General features: G+C 72.4%; 14 protein-coding genes. 5 read left to right on the top strand and 9 right to left on the bottom strand.

The window, feature by feature from the left end:
- Positions 1-49 precede the first annotated feature (49 nt).
- From ACIPAE_RS37740 to ACIPAE_RS37780, 9 genes are all read right to left on the bottom strand, one after another.
- A complete protein-coding gene (locus tag ACIPAE_RS37740; protein WP_402451724.1) occupies positions 50-1,072 on the bottom strand; it encodes a hydroxyacid dehydrogenase in 1,023 nt (340 codons plus the stop codon).
- Entirely contained in the window at positions 1,056-2,072 is a 1,017-nt protein-coding gene (locus ACIPAE_RS37745) for a dihydrodipicolinate synthase family protein (protein ID WP_329374413.1), read from the bottom strand. The genes ACIPAE_RS37740 and ACIPAE_RS37745 overlap by 17 nt, the downstream gene beginning before the upstream one ends.
- 93 nt (positions 2,073-2,165) lie before the next feature.
- A complete protein-coding gene (locus tag ACIPAE_RS37750) occupies positions 2,166-3,305 on the bottom strand; it encodes an NAD-dependent epimerase/dehydratase family protein (RefSeq protein ID WP_402451727.1) in 1,140 nt (379 codons plus the stop codon).
- Between the two features lie 8 nt (positions 3,306-3,313).
- A complete protein-coding gene (locus tag ACIPAE_RS37755; RefSeq protein WP_402451730.1) occupies positions 3,314-4,297 on the bottom strand; it encodes a carbohydrate ABC transporter permease in 984 nt (327 codons plus the stop codon).
- Between the two features lie 2 nt (positions 4,298-4,299).
- Positions 4,300-5,211, bottom strand: coding sequence for a sugar ABC transporter permease (locus ACIPAE_RS37760; protein WP_328462061.1), 912 nt, complete (start codon positions 5,209-5,211; stop codon positions 4,300-4,302).
- 110 nt (positions 5,212-5,321) lie between these two features.
- The gene (locus ACIPAE_RS37765) at positions 5,322-6,572 is read right to left on the bottom strand and encodes an ABC transporter substrate-binding protein (RefSeq protein WP_402451732.1); all 1,251 of its coding nucleotides are present in this window, start codon (positions 6,570-6,572) and stop codon (positions 5,322-5,324) included.
- Between the two features lie 224 nt (positions 6,573-6,796).
- Positions 6,797-8,101, bottom strand: coding sequence for a Gfo/Idh/MocA family protein (locus ACIPAE_RS37770; RefSeq protein ID WP_402451734.1), 1,305 nt, complete (start codon positions 8,099-8,101; stop codon positions 6,797-6,799).
- A gap of 213 nt (positions 8,102-8,314) precedes the next feature.
- The gene (locus ACIPAE_RS37775; protein ID WP_328473891.1) at positions 8,315-10,147 is read right to left on the bottom strand and encodes a peptidase C14; all 1,833 of its coding nucleotides are present in this window, start codon (positions 10,145-10,147) and stop codon (positions 8,315-8,317) included.
- Between the two features lie 599 nt (positions 10,148-10,746).
- Positions 10,747-11,625, bottom strand: coding sequence for an IclR family transcriptional regulator (locus ACIPAE_RS37780; protein ID WP_402451736.1), 879 nt, complete (start codon positions 11,623-11,625; stop codon positions 10,747-10,749).
- Positions 11,626-11,840: 215 nt separating this feature from the next.
- Between ACIPAE_RS37780 and ACIPAE_RS37785 the strand changes: the two genes are divergently transcribed.
- From ACIPAE_RS37785 to ACIPAE_RS37805, 5 genes are read left to right on the top strand one after another with little or no spacing between them, the layout of a single operon-like run.
- The gene (locus ACIPAE_RS37785; protein WP_329371146.1) at positions 11,841-13,193 is read left to right on the top strand and encodes an aspartate aminotransferase family protein; all 1,353 of its coding nucleotides are present in this window, start codon (positions 11,841-11,843) and stop codon (positions 13,191-13,193) included.
- Complete coding sequence (locus tag ACIPAE_RS37790) at positions 13,193-14,380, top strand: mandelate racemase/muconate lactonizing enzyme family protein (RefSeq protein ID WP_329371144.1); 1,188 nt, start codon at positions 13,193-13,195, stop codon at positions 14,378-14,380. The genes ACIPAE_RS37785 and ACIPAE_RS37790 overlap by 1 nt, the downstream gene beginning before the upstream one ends.
- Entirely contained in the window at positions 14,377-15,225 is an 849-nt protein-coding gene (locus ACIPAE_RS37795) for an amidohydrolase family protein (RefSeq protein WP_329371143.1), read from the top strand. The genes ACIPAE_RS37790 and ACIPAE_RS37795 overlap by 4 nt, the downstream gene beginning before the upstream one ends.
- Positions 15,222-16,088, top strand: coding sequence for an SDR family oxidoreductase (locus ACIPAE_RS37800; protein WP_329371141.1), 867 nt, complete (start codon positions 15,222-15,224; stop codon positions 16,086-16,088). The genes ACIPAE_RS37795 and ACIPAE_RS37800 overlap by 4 nt, the downstream gene beginning before the upstream one ends.
- The gene (locus ACIPAE_RS37805) at positions 16,085-18,307 is read left to right on the top strand and encodes a peptidase C14 (RefSeq protein WP_402451740.1); all 2,223 of its coding nucleotides are present in this window, start codon (positions 16,085-16,087) and stop codon (positions 18,305-18,307) included. Before ACIPAE_RS37800 ends, ACIPAE_RS37805 begins: the two co-directional genes overlap by 4 nt.
- Positions 18,308-18,521: the final 214 nt, after the last annotated feature.

Here is an 18,521-nt window from a genome sequence, read left to right on the forward strand (position 1 = left end):
GCGGGCCGTGCCGAGTTGGCAACGACCCTCGTCCACGACGCTGACCGTGCTACTCGACCCTCTCCAGGGCGTCGCGGCCCACCTGGTGCAGCAACTCCCGCCCTCCCAGGTGGCGTTCGATCTCCGCCACGGTGCTGTCGCCCAGCGCCTGGCGGCCCTCGACCGTGGCGGCGGCCTGATGAGGCGTCAGGAGCACGTTGGGCAGGGCGCGCAACGGGTGCTCGGCGGGCAGCGGTTCGGCGTCGTAGACGTCGAGCGCGGCGTCGATCCGGCCGGTGCGCAGCTCGGCCAGCAGCGCGGCCTCGTCGACCAGCCACGACCTGGCGGTGTTGACCAGTCCGGCGCCGTCCGGGAGCAGGGCCAGTTCCCTCGGGCCCAGCAGGTGCCGGGTCTCGGCGAGCGCGGGCGCGTGCACCGCGGTGATCCGGCTGGTGGCCAGCACCTCGTCGAGTCCGGCGACCCGGACGCCGAGCGCGTCGGCGTCCTCGGGCCCGAGGTAGGGGTCGGCCACGGTGACGTCGGCGCCCAGTGCCCGGACCAGGGCGATGTAGGCGCGTCCGGTGCGGGAGGCACCGATCACGCCGATCGGGCAGCCGAGGATCTGGTGGCGCTCGGGCGCCGCCTCGGCCCGCTCCCAGGGCACTCCGCCGCGCAGCGCGTGGTCGAAGCGGTGGATGCGGTGCAGCAGCGCGAGGGTGAAGGCGAGGGCCACCTCGGCGACCGGGCGGGCCATCGCGGCACCCGCCTGGGTGACGCGGACCCCCCGGTCGAAGACGGCCTGGGTCGCGTACGGGCTGACCGCGCCACCGGTGTGCGCCAGGAGCGCCAACCGCGATGCGCCGGAGAGGAGTTCGGCATCGAGTCGGGCGGTTCCCCAGCCGGTGACGAGGATGTCGGCGTCGGCCAGCGCGGCGGCCAGCGCGGTCCGGTCGGCGGGCCGGTCGAGCAGCACCGGGTCGGCCAGGCGGGTCAGCCGCTGCCAGGCGTCCGCGGTGAACAGCTGCTCGCGCAGCGCGGGCGGCATCGCCACCACGGCGACGGGACGCGGCCCGCTGTCAGCGGAGCCAGTCATCACGGTGCTCCGCCACGAACGCGTCGTCGGTCAGCCACGGATAGGCCGCCGCGACCCGGGCGATCTCCTCGGCCTGCCGGGGCGAGAGCCGCTCGGCGGGGTCGAGGCACCAGGTGCCGGCCAGCAGGCCCTGGCGCCGCAGCACTTCGTGCACGCCGGGGATGCAGCCGCGGAACGCGTTGCGCACGTCGAAGACCGCCGCGTTGGCCTCGCTCAACTGCGGTGCCCTGCGCAGCAGATCGGTCATCAGCTGCTGGTCGCCCGCGCGCGCCGCGCGTACCTGCGCCAGCATCCCGACCGCGCTGGAGGTCCACACGGCCCACTGGCCGAGCAGCCCGCCGGCGAACCAGCGCAGGTCGCCGCCGGAGGTGCGGTAGGGGGTGAGCAGGTCGGTGAGGATCGCGTCGTCGTTCCCGGTGTAGAGGGCGACGTCGCCGGCGCGGTCGCTCGCGGCGACGGCGGCGATCACCTCGGCGGTCCGGTACCGGTCGAAGGGCGCGGCCTTGATCGCCACCACCGACGGGATGTCGGCGAACGCCCGCCAGAAGTCGGCGGACAGGTAGCGTCCCCCGACGGCCTCCTGGAGGTAGAAGCCGACGACGGGCAGCACCTCGCCGACCGCGCGGGCCCGGTCCAGCAGCCCGGTCTCGTCGGCGCCGGGCACCGCGGGGCTCAACAGCACCGCGTCGTAGCCGAGTTCGGCGGCGAGTTCGGCCTCGGCGACGGCCTGCGCGGTGTAGCCGCAGGCGCCGGCGACCTTGACCACGGGCCGGCCGGCCTCCTTGTCGGCGGTCTCGGCGGCGAGTTCGAGCACCGGGCGGAGCAGCCCGACGGCGGCGTCCCTGATCTCGAACTGCGTGGTGTGCACGCCGACCGCGATCCCGCCGGCGCCCGACGCCAGGTAGTAGCGGGTCAGCGCGCGCTGGCGCCGCTCGTCCAGCCGACGCTCGGCGTCGAGGGCGAGCGGGTGGGCCGGTATGACGGTCCCGGCGGCGAGCAGGTCGAGCGGGCTCGCCGCTTCGCCCGGGGCGCCGTCTGGGGAGAGGCCCGCCGGAACGGTGGCGGTCTCGTGGTTGCGGGAGGACACGGTGGGTCAGAACCTTCCGTCGCGGACGTGGAACTTGGTGGGCCGGCCCGACAGCGGCAGCCCGCGCCGAATCCACTCGGCCTGCCAGCCGACCAGCGTGCGCAGCGGCACCGGCGGATAGCCGAACAGCGCGTGGCAGCGGCTCGCGTCGGACAGCAGTGCCGTGCCGGATTCCTGACCCGTCGTCAAGGATGCCTGTTCCAGGGACGGTTCGGCGGACGTGACCGAACCCGCGGTGGCGCCGGTCCGGCCGAACTCCTCGCCGAACAGCTGGGCGAGCCGCCGCACCGAGGCGGTCTCCGGCCCGGTGAGGTTGACGGTGAACGCCTCCGCGTCGGCGTGCAGCAGCGCGCGCAGGGCCACTTCGTTGGCGTACCCCTGCCAGACCACGTTGGCGTGGCCGGTGGTGACGTCCACCGGTTCGCCGGCGTGCACGGCCGAGGCGATGTCGGCGAGCACCCCGTAGCGCAGGTCGATCGCGTAGTTGAGCCGCAGGAGCGCGACGCGGGTGCCGTGTTCGGCCGCGTGGTAGCCGAAGACCCGTTCGCGGCCGAGGCAGGACATGGCGTACTCGCCGACCGGGCCGACCGGGTCCGTCTCGGTGGAGCCGGCCGAGGCGGTGTCGACCAGCGGGTAGACGTTGCCGGTGGAGAACGCGGAGATCCGCGCGTCGCGGTACCGGCGCGCGATCCGGTCCGGCAGCGCCGCGTTGACCGCCCAGGCGTGGGCGGGGTTGCCCGCGGAGCCGAACTTGGCGCCGACCATGAAGACCGCGTTGCCCGCGTCGGGCAGCCCGGCCGGGTCACCGTCGAGCAGGTCGAAGGCGACCGGGTGGACCCCCTCGGCGGCGAGCGCGTCGGCCGCCGCCCGGTCCGACCAGCGGGAGACGGCGTGCACGGCGACGTCGGTGCGGCCGGCCGCGTCCAGCGCCCGGCGGGCGAGCCGGCACAGGCTGGGGCCCATCTTGCCGCCCGCGCCGAGCACGACCAGGTCGCCGTCGAGACGGGCGACATCGGCCACCAGGGCGGGCGAAGGGGTGGCGAGCAGGTCTTCGAGCTGCTGCTCGCCGGTGGGGAAGTCGGCCAGGCCGGGGCGTACGGACGCGAGCGCCGCGGGCGTGGGCGTGGACGGGGAGCTGTGGGGCATGAGCGTGGTCATCCTTTGACGGCCGAACCGGTGACGCCCTCGGTGAAGTACCGCTGGCCCGCCAGGTAGGCGGCGAAGATGGGGACGAAGGCGATCACCGAACCGGCGAGCACCTGGCTGAGCGGCACCTGCTGCTGTTGCAGCGACGCGATGCCGACGGTGAGGGTGCGCATGCCGCTGCTCTGGCCCATGATCAGCGGCCACAGGAAGTCGTTCCAGTGCCACAGGAAGACGAAGGTGCCGAGGGTGGCGAGGATCGGCTTGAGCAGCGGCAGCACGATGCTGACGAAGATCCGCAGTTCGCTGCAGCCGTCCAGCCGGGCCGCCTCGAACATCTCGTCCGGGAGGTCCTTGATGAACTGCCGCATCAGGAACACCGCCTGGGCGTTGGCGAGGGTCGGGATGATCAGGCCCCAGTAGGTGTCCACGCCGCCGAGCTTCGCCATCATGATGAAGGTCGGGATCATGGTGACGTGGTACGGGACCATGACCATGGACAGGAAGGACCAGAACATCGCCTCCCTGCCGCGGAACCGCTTCTTCGCGAAGGCGTAGCCGGCCAGCGCGGCCAGCACCAGCACGCCGACCACCGACACCAGCGAGTAGATCAGGGTGTTGAGCAGCCAGCGCGGCACGTCCTGGGCGTCGAGCACGGCGCTGTAGGAGGACCCGCTGAGGTGCCAGGGCAGGAGGCTGCCCGGGAGCGAGACCGCGGCGCCGGGCTTCAGCGACAGCACGAGCATCGCGTAGAAGGGGAAGACCGTCACCACGGCCGCCACCGCGAGCAGCACACCGCGGACGATCTGCCCGCCCGGGCTGGGCCGCAGCGCCCTGGGGATGGTGTCGCGCTCGCGGGGCTCGCGGGCGCGACCGGAGCGGCGCGGCCGACTGCCGCGCGCGGCACGGTCGTCGGCGGCGGCCGGGTCGAATACTCCGGGGCCCGGGTGGGAGCCCGCGCCCGCCTCGGCGGCCTGGGCGGTCGTGTTCGCCATGGTCACTTCTCCTTTCCGAGCACCAGTCGCTGCACGAGCGCCACGACCACGGTCATCACGAACAGCACGCAGCCGATCGCGCTGGCGTAGCCGAGGTCGCTGTATTTGAAGCCGGCGTCGTAGAGCTGGTACACGAGGCTGTAGCTGGCGTTGGCCGGGCCGCCGCCGGTCATCACGTAGATGGCGTCGAAGATCTGGAAGCTGTTGGTGGTCTCGATGACCGCCAGGAAGAAGAAGGCCGGCTTCAGCTGCGGGGCCACGATGTAGCGGAACCGCTGGAAGGGCCCCGCGCCGTCCATCAGCGCGGCCTCCTCCAACTCCCTTGGGACGTCCTGGAGTCGGGCGAGCAGGATGAGCATGCCGTAGCCGCAGCGCGACCAGATGCCGACCAGGGCGATCGCCGGCAGCACCAGGGCCGAGTCGGTGAGCCAGGACTGGTCCGGCAGGCCGAGCCAGCCCATGATGTCGGACCAGGGGCCCTTGGTGGAGAAGATCCAGATGAAGACGGTGGACGCCAGGATCAGGCTGGTGACCACCGGCAGGAAGAAGATCGACCGGAAGAGCCGGGAGCCGCGGAAGGCCCGCCGGGTGAGCAGCGCCAGCCCCAGCGAGGCGAGGATGGTGAACGGCACCGCCATCACGCTGTAGACGACGGTGACCCGCAGCGAGGACCAGAACAGCGGGTCGTGCATCATCCGCTGGAAGTTCTGCAGTCCGGTGAAGTGGGTGCTGTCGCCGATGGTGTAGTCGGTGAAGCCGAGCACCAGCCCGGCGATGCCCGGTCCGAACCGGAAGACCAGGAAGAGCAGGAAGCAGGGCAGCACGAACAGCAGCCCGATCCGGGCCTCCCGGCGCGCGTGTGGTCCGCGTCGGTTCTTCTGCGGGCGGGTGGTACGTTCCGCGACTGCGGCCACGGGACCTCCTTCGGGAGCGACGGGTGCTGCCGGACCTCGCCGGCTGGTGGGACGGTCGATCAGAACGTGCGGGCGGTCAGCGCCGGCCGGCGACGACCGCCCGCGCGCGGTCAGCGCTTGCGGGCGATCAGCTGGTCCGCGGCCTGGGCCGCGTCGTCGAGCGCCTTCTTCGGGCTGGTCTTGCCGAGCAGCGCGGCCTGGATCTGCGGGGCGAGCAGGCCCATCACGTCACGCGCGGACTTGTTGAGCGGGCCGACGTCGGTGCTGCTCAGCACCTTCTCGGTCGCCTCCTGCAGCTTGTCGCCGGGGTAGAGCGCGGTCGCGTCGGTGCGCGGCGAGAAGTACCCACCCGGCTTCTGCAGGCCCGCGGTGTTCTTCGGCTGCGACACGTACGAGATCCACTTGCCGGAGAGCTTCTGGTTGGCGCCCTTGAAGACCGCGAGGGTGCCGACGGTGCCGTACGCCACCGACTTGGTGCTGCTCAGCGCCGGGCCGACCTCGATGTTCTCCTTGCCCCAGAACGGCTCGACCTCGGCCGCGGTGTTCTGCCAGGTGCAGGCGACCTTGTTCTTGGCGAGGTCGGTCTGCTCGATCTGCGGGGTGGTGGTGACCAGGTCCTTGGGCGTCCAGCCGTTGTCCACGAAGGTCTTCAGCCAGGTGAGCGCCTTGACGCCGGCCGGGCTGTTGAAGGTGGCCTTCTTGCCGTCGGCGGAGAAGACGTCGCCGCCGGCCTGCCACAGCAGCGGGTAGAAGGTCATGTTGAGGGTGGCGGTGGTGTCGCCGCTGTAGCTGGTCGCGTAGAAGCCCTTGGCCTTCAGCTTGGGCGCGAGCGCGGCGAGCTGGTCCCAGGTGGTCGGGTAGGAGGTCTCGCCGATCGCGTCGAAGACCTTCTTGTCGCACAGCAGCGGGTAGCTGGACATCAGCACCGGGGCGGCGAGCGGCTGGCCGTCCACGGTGACCGCCTTCAGCGCGGCCGGGCGGTAGGCCGCCTTGTCCGCGGCCGGCATCCACTTGTCGGCCGGCATCAGGTTGCGCTGGTACGCGGAGAGCTGGTCGGGGATCAGGTACGCCACGTCGGGGCCCTTGCCGGCCGCGAGCGCGGTGGCCAGCGCGGTGTCCCGGTTGGCCCACGGGTAGGTGGAGACCTTCACGGTCACCCCGGGGTTCTCCTTCTCGAACCCCTTGACCAGGCCGTCCCAGTAGGCGGAGTTGGCCTTCGGGTCGTTGATCACCGGGTACACCCAGGTGTTGATGGTCTTCTTCGAGCTGGACCCGGAACCGGTGCTGGAACCGCAGCCGGCCACGGCGGTGGCGGCAAGGGCGGCGGCGACGGCGAGGGCGGCGGTGTTACGGCGTCTCACGGTGGTTCTCGCTTTCCGGAGCGTGGTGCGTGGCGGTGGTCGGTGGTACGGGCGCGGGTGGGGCCGCGGTGCCGTGCGGGCGAAGCGTGCGGGTGGTGCGGGTGGGGCCGCGGTGCCGTGCGGGCGAAGCGTGCGGGTGGTGCGGGGTGCTGCTGGTGGTGCGGGGTGCGGGTGCTGCTGGTGGCGCCGAGTGCGGGCGCGGCCGGGGTGCGGCGTGCGGCCGGTCAGCGGGGCGGCACCGTCTCGACCGTGCCCTGGTGCCGGGACCGCTCGGCCGCGAAGGCCGCGAGGTGGCTGCCGAGGGACTCGACCGGGCCGGAGCGGATGTGGGAGCGGTCGCCGGTGGCGAGCGCGGTGACGAACGACTCGACCAGCACCGAGTCGCCGCCGCCGTGGCCGTCGGCGGCGTTGGAGCCGCTCGCGCCGACCTCGTGCACCTGGGTGGTGTCGTCGCGGAAGTCGTGCACCGTGACCCGCTCGCCGTCGCCGCGCAGCCAGCCGTGGCTGCCGAAGATCCGGGTCTGGCGGTGGGTCTGCTCGGTGAACGCGGTCATGGTGAAGACCCCGGTGGCGCCGCCGGACAGCTGCATGGCGACCACCTGGTTGTCGACCACGTCGTTGTCCGCGCGGTACACGCACCGTCCGTACGGGCCGGTGCGCAGCGCCTCGGTGAGCACCGCCTCGTCCTGCGGGCCGGTGGCGTGCGCGGTCACGTGGTCGATCGGCCAGGCGGCGCCGGTGGTGCGCAGCGCCGGGTAGTACAGCTTGGGCGCGGAGTACGGGCAGCTCGGCTCGACCGGGCAGTCCAGGCAGTTGGCGGCGGCGCCCGCCGGGGCGTTCTCCGGGCGGAAGTGGGCGAGCGAGCCGAAGCTCGCCACGGTCTCGATCCGGCGGCCGGTGACGTAGGCGATCCAGTCCAGGTCGTGGCTGGACTTGGCGAGGATCATCGGTGAGGAGTGGTCCTCGCGGCGCCACGGGCCGCGGACGTAGCTGTGCGCGTAGTGCCACCAGCCGACCGGTTCCAGGTGGTCGAGTCCGGTGACGGTGCCGAGGACACCGCTGTCCACCACGCTCTTCACCAGGTCGGTGTAGGGGGTGTAGCGCATCACGTGGCAGACGGCGAAGGGCACGCCGGCCGCCTCGACGCCTTCCACGATGGTGCGGCACTCGGCCTCCGTGGGGGCGAGCGGCTTCTCGGTCATCACGCCGTACCCGGCCCGGGCCAGGGCGAGCACCGGTTCGGCGTGCTCGCGGTCCTGGGTGGCCACGATCACGCCGTCGGCCAGCGGTCCGCCGTTCGCCTCGGTGGCGGCGAGCAGTTCCCGCCAGTCGCCGTACCCGGTCGCCGTCGGCACCAGCGCGCGTGCCTCGGGCCGGGGGTCGGCGACGGCGACGATCCGGGCGCGCTCGGGGTGGTCGCGAATCCATGCGGCGTAGGTCAGCCCGCGGTTGCCGGCGCCCACGAGGGCGATCCGCACCGGGCGCCCCTCGATCGGGGTGCCGGCGGTGCTGGTCTGGTCGGTGGCCATGGTCTCTCTCTCACGGTGGGCGCGAAGGTCGGCGGGACGGTTCGGCGGGAAGGTTCGGCGGGACGGTTCGGCGGGAAGGTTCGGCGGGAAGGGGCCGCGGAACACAAGTGGCTTGCGCGGTGCCGGTGTTGGCCAACGGCGGTGCCCGGATGCCGCGTTGGGCGGCGGTCGGGCCGGGGCCGGCCGGGCTCGTGACGGGCCCGGCCGGCGCTCTCAGATCAGCAGGTTCCCGGCGGTGTGCCGCACCCGGTCGCCCTCGGCGGGCATCTTGGTGCGGGTCACGCCGTCCTCGGTGCAGCCGGTGTGCAGCAGGTGGCTGTCCCCGGTGAAGGCGGCCGGGTCGAGTTCGATACGGCCGCCGGAGAAGGCCGAGCCGCCCGCGCGGTAGTGGTTGACGCCGTCGGTGATCAGCAGGTGCGCGGTCTTCTGGTCCGCGGCGCGGGAGTCGACGCCGTCGAGCTGCCAGCTGACGGTGCGGTCCGCGCCGCTGCGGGCGAGGAAGGCCGCCGAGCTGTTGCCGCCGCCGAAGCGGGCGCCGCCGTCGATCCACAGCCGCTGGTCCTTCGCGGACTTCAGCACCAGGCCGGTGTCGGTGAAGGTGCCGCCGTGCACCGCGGTGTCGGCGTGCGCGACGGTGCTGGGGCCGGCGTCCGCGCCGGTTCCGGTGAACGTGCAGTGGTCGAGGACGAGGTCGCCGGTGCCGTTGAACTGCGCGCCGTCCAGGTCCTTCAGGGTGACCCGCAGCAGGTGCACGTCGGAGCTGACGGTGGCCGCGGTGACCTCGGACGCCTTGCCCTGGGTGAAGGCCGAGTCGGCGATCACGGTGGGGCGCTTCGACTTGGCGGAGGACTGGGAGATCACCAGCGGGCCCGAGGCGACGCAGCCGCGCAGCTGGGCGCCGTCGGAGTTCACCCAGATCATCCCCGAGTTCGGCTGGGCGTTGCCGATGACCAGCATGTCCTCCAGCGTCAGGTCGGTGATGTTGGTCCTGGCCACGAACCACGAGCAGGCGTGCTTGCGGACGGTGATCCGCTTGGCCGCGCCGCCCCAGGCCGCACCGGAGTTGGCGAAGGTCATCAGCCCGGAGTTGCCGGTGTAGGTGAGGTCGTGCTCGAACTGGCCGTGGGTGACGAAGGGGCCCTGGTCGTCGCCGTCGCCGTGGCAGTTGGTGACGTAGCCGTAGGCGGAGGCCGTCCAGTCGTTGAGGTGCCGGGCGTTGGCGACGTGGCAGTCCTCGACGTGGCCGTACAGGCAGTAGATCTGCTGGGTGAGGTAGCCGGCGCCGCCGTAGGTGACCGAGGCCGGGTTCTTCAACTGGCACTCGGAGGTGCGGAAGTACGTACACCAGCGGCGGATGATCACCGGCCAGAAGGTGCCGGTGGCGTCGATGCCGGAGACGTCGCAGGAGACGGCGTACTCGTAGGCGAGCGGGTGCGAGCCGGTCTCGGTGTCGTCGTCGGCGACGTCCGGCACGCCCTCGAAGACCATGTTGCGCACGTGGACGCGCTCGACCGGCTCGACCCGGGTCCAGGTGAAGGTGCGCCCGGCGGCCAGCTCCCAGCCGATCTTGTAGTTGACGCGGATGTGCGTGCCGTCCACGATCTCGGTGACCTGGACGAGCTTCTGCACCTCCTTCTCGTACAGCCCGGTGCCGGCGGCCGCGTCGATCTCCACGCTCCACCACTGGCCGACGGTGAAGGACTTGCTCGACGGCACCTCGAAGATGTCGGCGAGGTCGGGCATCGCGGCGGACAGCTGGGACTTGACGGTGGTGCTGGTCACCTTGCCGAGGAAGTACAGCACCGCGCCGAACGGGTTGTTGTACGCGTTCTTCTCGATCCCGGTGGTGGTGACCTTGTTGCCGCCGAAGTCGAGTTCGAGCCGGGAGCGGGTGAAGGTGTGGCGCTTGGTGAAGTTGAGGTCGGTGTGCGCCTCGATCCGGTACACGGCCGGGTCGCCGACCATGGCGTCCAGCGCGGCGTCGGCCGGGGTGGAGGCGTCGAAGACGCCGAACTGGCGGAAGTCCAGCAGGCCGTCGTGGACCATGCGCCAGCGGCCCTTGCCGGTCTGGCCGGCCGGGCGCAGCACGGTGCCGCCGTTGGGCGCGGTGGTCGCGGTCGCGTCCCAGCGGGCGACCAGGCCGCCGCCGTCGCCGGGTGCGCGGTAGCCGGAGACCAGCGCGACCGTGCCGTTCGCGAGCGACCTGGTGTCGAGCGCGAGCAGCCGGGCGACGGAGTCGGCGGTGAGCGGCGCGACCGGGTGGCCGGCCGGCTTCGCGGCACCGGAGCCGGAACCGGCCGCGGACGCGGTGCCGGTGCCGGCGGCAACCGCCGTGGTGGTGGCCGCGAGCAGCAGCCCGCCGATACCGCCGGCCCGCAGCAGCCTGCGGCGGGAGGTGTCGGTACGGCTCTGCTCGGGGCTCGACTCGGGGCTCTGGTCGGTGGTGGAACCCGGCACGGGGCCAGGGGGAACGTTCACGATGTGCCTCAGCCTTCGATGGGCCTGGGGTGAGGACGAAACCGTGACGCTTGCCGGATGTGCGGATGGCGGTGCGGACCGGTGCGGGAAAAGCGCAGACCAGGGGCAGGGTGCTTGCGCGGCACCGTCCGACGGGGCGAGACGCTAGCCCGCCGCCGGTGAATCGGTCAAGACCCCGCGGTGGCCGTTGTGCGGCCGCCGGACGTCGCCGGGGCGTTGCCGTGCCCCAGGCTCTGACTGATCCGATCGGCGAAGTCCCTTACCTGGAGGCCGAGTTCGCGGAACCGCCAGCCGGGCAGATCGAGCTTGAGGCCGGTGATGCTGATCGCGCCGACGCATCGGTCCCGGTGGTCGCGGACCACGCTGCCGATGCAGAAGATCCCGTCGGCGTCCTCCTCGTCGTCCAGCGCGTAGCCGGTGGCGCGGACGTCGGACAGGTGGGCGAAGAGCGTCGCCTCGTCGGTGATGGTGCGCGAGGTGCGGCGGGGCAGCCCGGTGCGGGCGACGAGTTCCCTGGCCTCCTGCTCGGGCATCGCGGCCAGCAGCGCCTTGCCGATCCCGGTGCAGTGCGGCAGTTCGCGGGCGCCCATCCGCAGGTCGAGCCGCAGGCCGCCGCCGGCGTCGACCTGGTCGACGATCACCGCCTGGCCCTCCTGCGGCACCGCGACCCGCGAGGCCATGCCGGTGGCGGCGGTCAGCTCGCGCAGCAGCGGGCGGGCCACGTCCCGCAGCGAGATCTGCGCCTGCGCCCGGTCGCCGAGCCGGGCCAGCGACATCCCCAGCCGGTAGCGGCGGTTCATCCCCTCGCCCTCGTCGGCCACCAGGCCGTAGTGCCGCAGGGTCTGCAGCAGGCCGAAGGCGGCGCTCTTCGAGACACCGCTGCGCTGGGCGACCTCGGTCACGCTGAGTCCCGCTCCGGGTCCTCCGGCGGCGAGCACCTCCAGCAGCTCCGCGGCCCTCGCCACGGTCTTCACCAGGTATTTCGGCTCGGCCCCCGCCGCGCGGCCCCGCTCGTCATCCGCGCCGCGCTCAACACTGTTCTGCATAGCAAAACAGGTTACCACCGGACCCCCCTTGACCGAGGGTTAAACCGGATCTAAGATCAGCCCACTGTTCGGATATTCAGAACAGTGTTCTTGAAAATCGTTCCTTCAGTGCAGCGAACGAATCCTGCGACGACTTGCCGGGCGGATGGCGTCCTGCGGTCCCGGCCGGGCAGGGCCGGGACCGTCACCCACAGCATCGACGCGAGGAGCACCACATGACGCTCGCCGAGCGGGCCCGCCGGGTGATACCGGGCGGTGTCAACAGCGGCCAGCGCAGCATTCCCGGCCTCACCGACTTGGTGATCGCCCGCACCGCGGGGTCCCGGTTCTGGGACAGCGACGGCAGGGAATTCACCGACTACCACGCCGCGTTCGGGCCGCCGCTGCTCGGCCACAACGACCCGGACGTGGCCGCCGCGGTCGCGGACGCGTCCGGCCGGCTCGGTCTCACCGGGGTGGCGGTCACCGAGGCCGAGGTGGTCCTCGCGGAGCAACTGGCCGAACTGATCCCGTCGATCGAGCAGGTGCTGCTCACCAGCACCGGCAGCGAGGCGACCTTCCACGCGCTGCGGGTGGCCCGCGCGGCCACCGGGCGCCGCCTGGTGGTGAAGTTCCAGGGCTGCTACCACGGTTGGCACGACGCGGTCAGCCTCAACGTCATCTCGGCCCCGGACCGGGTCGGCCGGCACGACCCGACCTCCACCGGCATCCTGCCCGAAGTCCTCGACGCCACCCTGGTGTTGCGCTTCAACGACGTCGCCGCCGTCCGCCAGGCGTTCGCCGAGCACGGCACCGACATCGCCGCGGTGATCGTGGAGCCCATCCCGCACAACGTGGGCGCGCTGCTGCCCACCGAGGAGTTCCTGCGCACGCTGCGCGAGGAGTGCACCGCGGCCGGCAGTGTGCTGGTCTTCGACGAGGTGATCACCGGCTTCCGGCACGCCCTCGGCGGCTACCAGGCGATCTCCGGCATCACCCCGGACCTGACCACCCTCGGCAAGGCCATCGCCAACGGCGCCCCGATCGGCGCGCTCGGCGGGCGCGCCGACCTGATGGAGCAGTTCAGCAGCCGTCCCGGCGGCCCGGTGTTCTTCGCCGGCACCTACAACGGCCACCCGCTGCCGGTCGCCGCCGCCCTGGCCACCATCGGCAAGCTGCGCGAACAGCCGGTGCACGAGCACGTCTTCCGGCTCGGCGATCGGGTGCGCACCGAACTCACCGCGCTCTACCAGCGGATCGGCGTGCCCGCCGTGGTGACCGGCTACGGCTCGGTCTTCGTCAGCTACTTCATGCCCGGCCCGGCGCCGCTCAGCTACGACGACCTGCTCGCCAACGACACCGCGCTCTTCGTCGGCTACCGCCGCCACCTCATCGAGCACGGCGTCTTCGAGCTGCCGCTGAACCTCAAGCGCAGCCACCTGTCCTACGCGCACACCGACGCCGACGTGGACCGCCTGCTGGAGGCGACCGAGGCGGCCGTCACCCGCACCCTGGCCGAGGGCGGCCCCAGCGACCTCGCGCACGTCTCCACCATGGGCGGCGCCGGCACCGCGACGGGGGCCCGCTGATGCTGACCGTGAACACCACCCGGCCGGCCGGCCCGGCGGGCCGGATCAGCAAGGTCGAGACGCTGCAACTCGGCACCGCCTGGCGCGACTTCGGCTACGTCCGGATTCACACCGACCAGGGCCTGACCGGCGTCGGCGAGATCACCCACCCCTACCGGGTGGACGAGACCTGCCGGCTCACCGAGGCGATGGGCCACCGGCACCTGCTGGGCGCCGACCCGTTCGACGTCGAAGAGCTCTGGCTGCGCATGTACCAGGGCGACTTCCTGCGCGGCGGCGACATCGGCGGCGTCGTCGTCTCCGGCGTGGACCAGGCGCTGTACGACCTGATGGGCAAGGCGCTGGGCGTGCCCGCCTACCGGCTCACCGGCGGCGCCACCCGCGACCGGGTCCGGGTCTACGCCAACGGCTGGTACACCGGCGAGCGCGAGCCGGCCGAGTTCGCCGCCAAGGCGAAGGAGACCGTCGCCAAGGGCTTCACCGCGCTGAAGTTCGACCCGTTCGGCGCGGGCCTGCACGAGCTGGAACGCAGCGAGCTGCGCCGCTCGCTGGCGCTGGTCGCCGCGGTGCGCGAGGCGGTCGGCCCCGAGGTGGACCTTTTCGTCGAGGGGCACGCCCGGTTCGCGATGGCCACCGCACGGCGGCTGGTGCACGAGCTGGCGCCGTACGACATCGGCTGGTTCGAGGAGCCGCTGCCGTGGACGCACATCGAGCGCTACGCCGAGCTGCGGCAGATCGCGGCCTTCCCGATCTCCGGCGGCGAGCACTTCCACAACCGCTACGAGTACAAGCAGCTCTTCGCGACCAACGCCGTGGACATCGTGCAGCCCGACCTGTCGATGGCCGGCGGCTTCACCGAGCTGCGGAAGATCGCCGCGCAGGCCGACGCGCACGGCATGCTGGTCGCCCCGCACAACTCCAACTCGCCGCTGTGCACCACCGCTTCGGTGCACGCCACGCTCGGGATCAGCAACCTCAAGATCCTGGAGACCTTCGACGGGCTGCTCGAACCGTATGTCTTCGAGGCGGTCCGCGGCGCGCTCCCGATCACCGACGGCCACATCGAGCTGCCGACCGCACCCGGGCTCGGCATCGAACTGGTCGACGAGGTCTTCGCGGAGCACCCGCCCACCCACCGCTTCTGGAACATGTTCGCGGACGGCTGGGAGAAGAGGAACCGCACATGATCGTCGACGTGCACTCCCATCTCTTCCGGCACAGCCACGACTTCGACGACGCCTTCCGCGCCGAGTCCGCCCGTGCGCACGCCGGCGAGGTGGACCTCACCGTCCGGTACGAGGACTACGCGGCGAGCGCGCCGGAAAACACCCGCACCGTGGTGGTCGGCGGCAAGGCCCGCCGCAGCGGGCTGTGGGTGGAGGACGCGGCCGTCGCCGCCTACGTCGCGCACCACCCCGACCGGCTGATCGGCTACCTCTCGCTCGACCCGACCCAGCCCGGCTGGCAGGACGAACTGCGCTACGGACATGAGGAGTTGGGGCTGCGCGGCATCAAACTGATGCCGATGTACGCCGGGTTCGACCCCGCCGACGAGGCGTACGAACCGCTCTACGCCTACGCCGAGCGGCACGGCCTGCCGCTGCTGGTGCACACCGGCACCACCTTCGTCTCGCAGGCGCCGCTGGAGTACGCCATGCCGCGGCACCTGGACTGGGTGGCCATGCGCCACCCGGAGCTGCGGATGGTGCTGGCCCACCTCAGCCACCCCTTCGAGGGCGAGTGCATCGCGGTGATCCGCAAGCACCGGCACGTCTACGCCGACATCAGCGCGCTGCACTACCGGCCGTTCCAGCTGTGGCACAGCCTGCGCCTGGTGCAGGACTACGGCGTGTGGGACAAGCTGCTGTTCGGCAGCGACTACCCCTTCACCACGGTGAACGACTCGGTGGAAGGGCTGCGCCGGATCGCCCGCATCCCCGGCATCCCGGGTCTGGACCCGCTGGACCAGGACGCCGTGGAGGCGCTGATCCACCGCCCGTCGCTGGACCTGCTCGGGCTGGGGCAGTCGTGACCTCCGCCGGCGGCCCCGCCGCGGCGCGCTTCGACCTGACCGGTCGCACCGCGCTGGTCACCGGGGCCGCCCGCGGCCTGGGCCGGGCCTTCGCGGTGGCGCTGGCCGAGGCCGGCGCCGACCTGGTCCTCACCGACCTGCCCGGCGCCGAAGGGCTGGCCGAGACCGCCGCGCTGGTCCGCGCGGCGGGGCGCGGCGCGCTCGTCGTCGAGCAGGACCTGTCCGACACCGCGGCGCTGCACGACTTCGCCGACCGGGTGCGCGCGCAGGCCGGACCGATCCGCATCCTGGTCAACAACGCCGGCACCGCGGCCCTGGAGCGGTTCAACGAGATCACCCCGGACAGCTGGTACCGCGTGATGCGGGTCAACCTCGACGCGGTGTTCTTCCTGACCCAGCGCGTCGCCGAGCACATGGTCGCCGACGGCCTGCCCGGCCGGATCGTCAACATCACCTCCAAGAACGCGCTGGTCGCCGAGGCCGGGCTGGCGCACTACAACGCCTCCAAGGCCGCGGTGGACCTGCTCACCCAGACCCTCGCGGTCGAGCTGGCCCCGCACGGCATCACCGTCAACAGCCTCGCCCCCGGCATGGTGGACACCCCGATCGACGGCGAATTCCCGTTCGACCGCGAGGCGTTCGAGGCGGCGTACCGTCAGCGCATCCCGCTGGGCCGCTACGCGCGGCCCGAGGAGTGCACCGGCGCGCTGCTGCTGCTCGCCGGCGACGACGGCGCCTACCTGACCGGCACCCGGATCGTGGTGGACGGCGGGGTCCTGGCCGACCAGATGCCGCGCACCGCGTTCATGCCCCCGTACCGCACGTCGCTCGGCCCCCAGCGGAAGGACGGCACCACTCCATGACCACCACCCGCAGACACCTGCTCCGTTCCGGCGGTATCGGTGCGGCCGCCGTCGCGGCCGGCGCGCTGACCACCGTTCCGGCGCAGGCGGCCGCACCCGCCGGCAGCGCCAAGGGCACCGGCGACGACGGGAAGAGCGGCGCCAAGGGCGGCGGCACGGCGGGGCGGCCCGCCACCACCGCCGCCACCGTCGCCGACCTGCTCGCCACCCCGTCGAAGTCGCTGCGGGACGGGACGGTGACGGTGGTCGCCGGCTACCGCGCCCCCGGCGACGGCGGCGGCATGACCGTACGGTGGGACGCCGGCAGCACCCGCGCGCCCAACGGCGGCACCGTGCTGCGCCCGAACGACCGCCCCGCGCACGGCCGTTGGCGCCGACTGCACGACGGGGTGCTGGACTTCCGCGGCTTCGGCCTGTTCGACGCCTCCGCCCCGGCCGACGACGCGCTCGACGCCATGGTCGACGACCCGTCGGTGCACCGGGTGGAGGCCCACACCGACCTGCTCTTCCAGCGCCGCCACACCTACCACCGCTCCCGGCTCGCGCTGGACTTCGGCGGCCACACCGTCCACACCGGCGGCATCGAGCGCAACACCCACGACAACCCCTTCGGCGCCGTGCTGTTCTTCCAGGGCACCGTCACCGGCGACACCGTCAGCCACGCGCTGTCCGCCGAGGTCATCGAACTCACCGACGCCTTCCCGGTGCCGGACTCCGGCGCCTTCAAGGTCGGCCAGTGGTGGGCGGTGCAGAGCAACGAGGTGGCCGGCGGCGGCAGCGACGAGCGCGAACTGCAGAAGATGGTCGAGGTCACCGAGATCATCGACGGCACCCACATCCGCGTCGACTACCTCAACGGCTGGCCGCTGGCGGCCGGCCGCAAGCTGACCTGGCGCCGGGTCGAACCGGTGGTCGGCGTCCGGGTGGACCACCTCGTCTTCCTCGGCGCCGGCCAGGACACCGGCGCGGTCGACGACGAGTACACCGGATCGCACCCGGTGGCGTACGAGTACGCGGTGGACTGCGACGTCTCCGGCATCCAGGCCACCGGCACGTTCTGGCCGGTCATCATGCGGCGCTGGTGCACCCGTTACCGCACGATCCAGTGCGGGCTGAAGAACCCGCCCACCGTGATGTACGGCGGCGCCGGCTACCTCACCCAGCAGATCTACTGCCTGTACGGCCACGTCGCGGACTGCACCAGCAGCAACGTCCGCCACCTCAACGACCTGACGGCGTCGGCCTACTGCCAGGTCGTCAACTGCCACGGCGACGGCGACGACGAGGGCGGCAACCCCTTCACCACCCACGGGCAGTACGAACACGACCTGCTCTTCGACGGCAACTCCGGCCTGATGGACATCGCCAACTCCGGTGCCCAGTGGGGCGATTCCGCCAAGCGGATCACCGTGCGCAACCACGTCTGCTCCTGGTTCACCGCCAACACCAAGATCACCGACCTGACGCTGGAGAACGTCAAGGTCATCGCCCGGCCGACCTTCGACCCGGCCGGCACCCTGGTGGTCAACGCCGACGGCGCCCAACTGCGCGGCTGCACCGCCTCCTTCTTCGCCGTCGCCCAGCAGTCGGCGCGCTCCACCCGGCCGACCACCGTCACCGACTGCACCTTCGACCTGCCGAAGGCGTCCGTGCTCGTGCAGACCCCGGTCACCGCGCCGGTGCACTTCGTCCGCACCACGTTCACCGGGCTCGACGGCAACGTGCTGCGCGGCAGCGGCCCGGTCCACTTCACCGACTGCCGGCTGGTCGGCAGCCCCAAGGCTGCGCCGCTCGCGGTCGGGGCGTCCGAGGTCACCGTGGACGGCGGCAGCCTCACCGACACCGGCATCGCGCTGAGCGCCGTACGCGACCAGCGGATCAGCGTCGGCGGCGGCACCGCCCTGTCCGGGACCAACACCGCCAAGGCGCTGCTCTCCCGCGACGCCGGAACGGGTGCCACCGTCACCTGGGACCTGGCCGACCTGCGCAGCAGCGCCGCCGACGCGGACACCGCGCATGTGCGCGTCGCGGACGGCCACAACCGCTACACGGCGGTCGGCGCCCGGCTCACCGGGGGCCAACTCGCGCTGGCGGAGGACGCGTTCGGCGACACGTCGTCGCTCCTGCACACCGCGTGCACCGAGGACGGTGTCGCCCGGAAGGGGCTGCCCGCGGACGGGAAGAGGATCAGCGCGACAACCGGCAACCTCATCCTCTGAGTTCGCGGCGTGCTCGGCGGGTGCTGGGTGCGCGGCGGCCTGCGGCCGAGCGAACGTGGCGGTGGGCGCGGCCGGTTGGGCCTCGCTGAGCCGGTCGTGCGTCGTGCGCCCACCGCCACGCTTCACCGTAAGGACCGCGAGTCCGAGAGGAACCGCAAGACCGTAGGGAGCCGCAGGGCCGCGGGGCCCTGCGACCGTGACCGTGACCGTGACC

Origin of the sequence: Streptomyces sp. NPDC087270 (assembly GCF_044744625.1) — a bacterium.
Taxonomy (GTDB): Bacteria; Actinomycetota; Actinomycetes; order Streptomycetales; family Streptomycetaceae; genus Actinacidiphila.

Excerpts from the sequence above, each read along its gene's own strand:
- ACIPAE_RS37740 (WP_402451724.1), bottom strand. The coding sequence starts at position 1,072 with ATGACTGGCTCCGCTGACAGCGGGCCGCGTCCCGTCGCCGTGGTGGCG.
- ACIPAE_RS37750 (WP_402451727.1), bottom strand. The coding sequence starts at position 3,305 with ATGCCCCACAGCTCCCCGTCCACGCCCACGCCCGCGGCGCTCGCGTCC.
- ACIPAE_RS37755 (WP_402451730.1), bottom strand. The coding sequence starts at position 4,297 with ATGGCGAACACGACCGCCCAGGCCGCCGAGGCGGGCGCGGGCTCCCAC.
- ACIPAE_RS37770 (WP_402451734.1), bottom strand. The coding sequence starts at position 8,101 with ATGGCCACCGACCAGACCAGCACCGCCGGCACCCCGATCGAGGGGCGC.
- ACIPAE_RS37775 (WP_328473891.1), bottom strand. The coding sequence starts at position 10,147 with ATGGTCCACGACGGCCTGCTGGACTTCCGCCAGTTCGGCGTCTTCGAC.
- ACIPAE_RS37780 (WP_402451736.1), bottom strand. The coding sequence starts at position 11,625 with ATGCAGAACAGTGTTGAGCGCGGCGCGGATGACGAGCGGGGCCGCGCG.
- ACIPAE_RS37785 (WP_329371146.1), top strand. The coding sequence starts at position 11,841 with ATGACGCTCGCCGAGCGGGCCCGCCGGGTGATACCGGGCGGTGTCAAC.
- ACIPAE_RS37790 (WP_329371144.1), top strand. The coding sequence starts at position 13,193 with ATGCTGACCGTGAACACCACCCGGCCGGCCGGCCCGGCGGGCCGGATC.
- ACIPAE_RS37795 (WP_329371143.1), top strand. The coding sequence starts at position 14,377 with ATGATCGTCGACGTGCACTCCCATCTCTTCCGGCACAGCCACGACTTC.
- ACIPAE_RS37805 (WP_402451740.1), top strand. The coding sequence starts at position 16,085 with ATGACCACCACCCGCAGACACCTGCTCCGTTCCGGCGGTATCGGTGCG.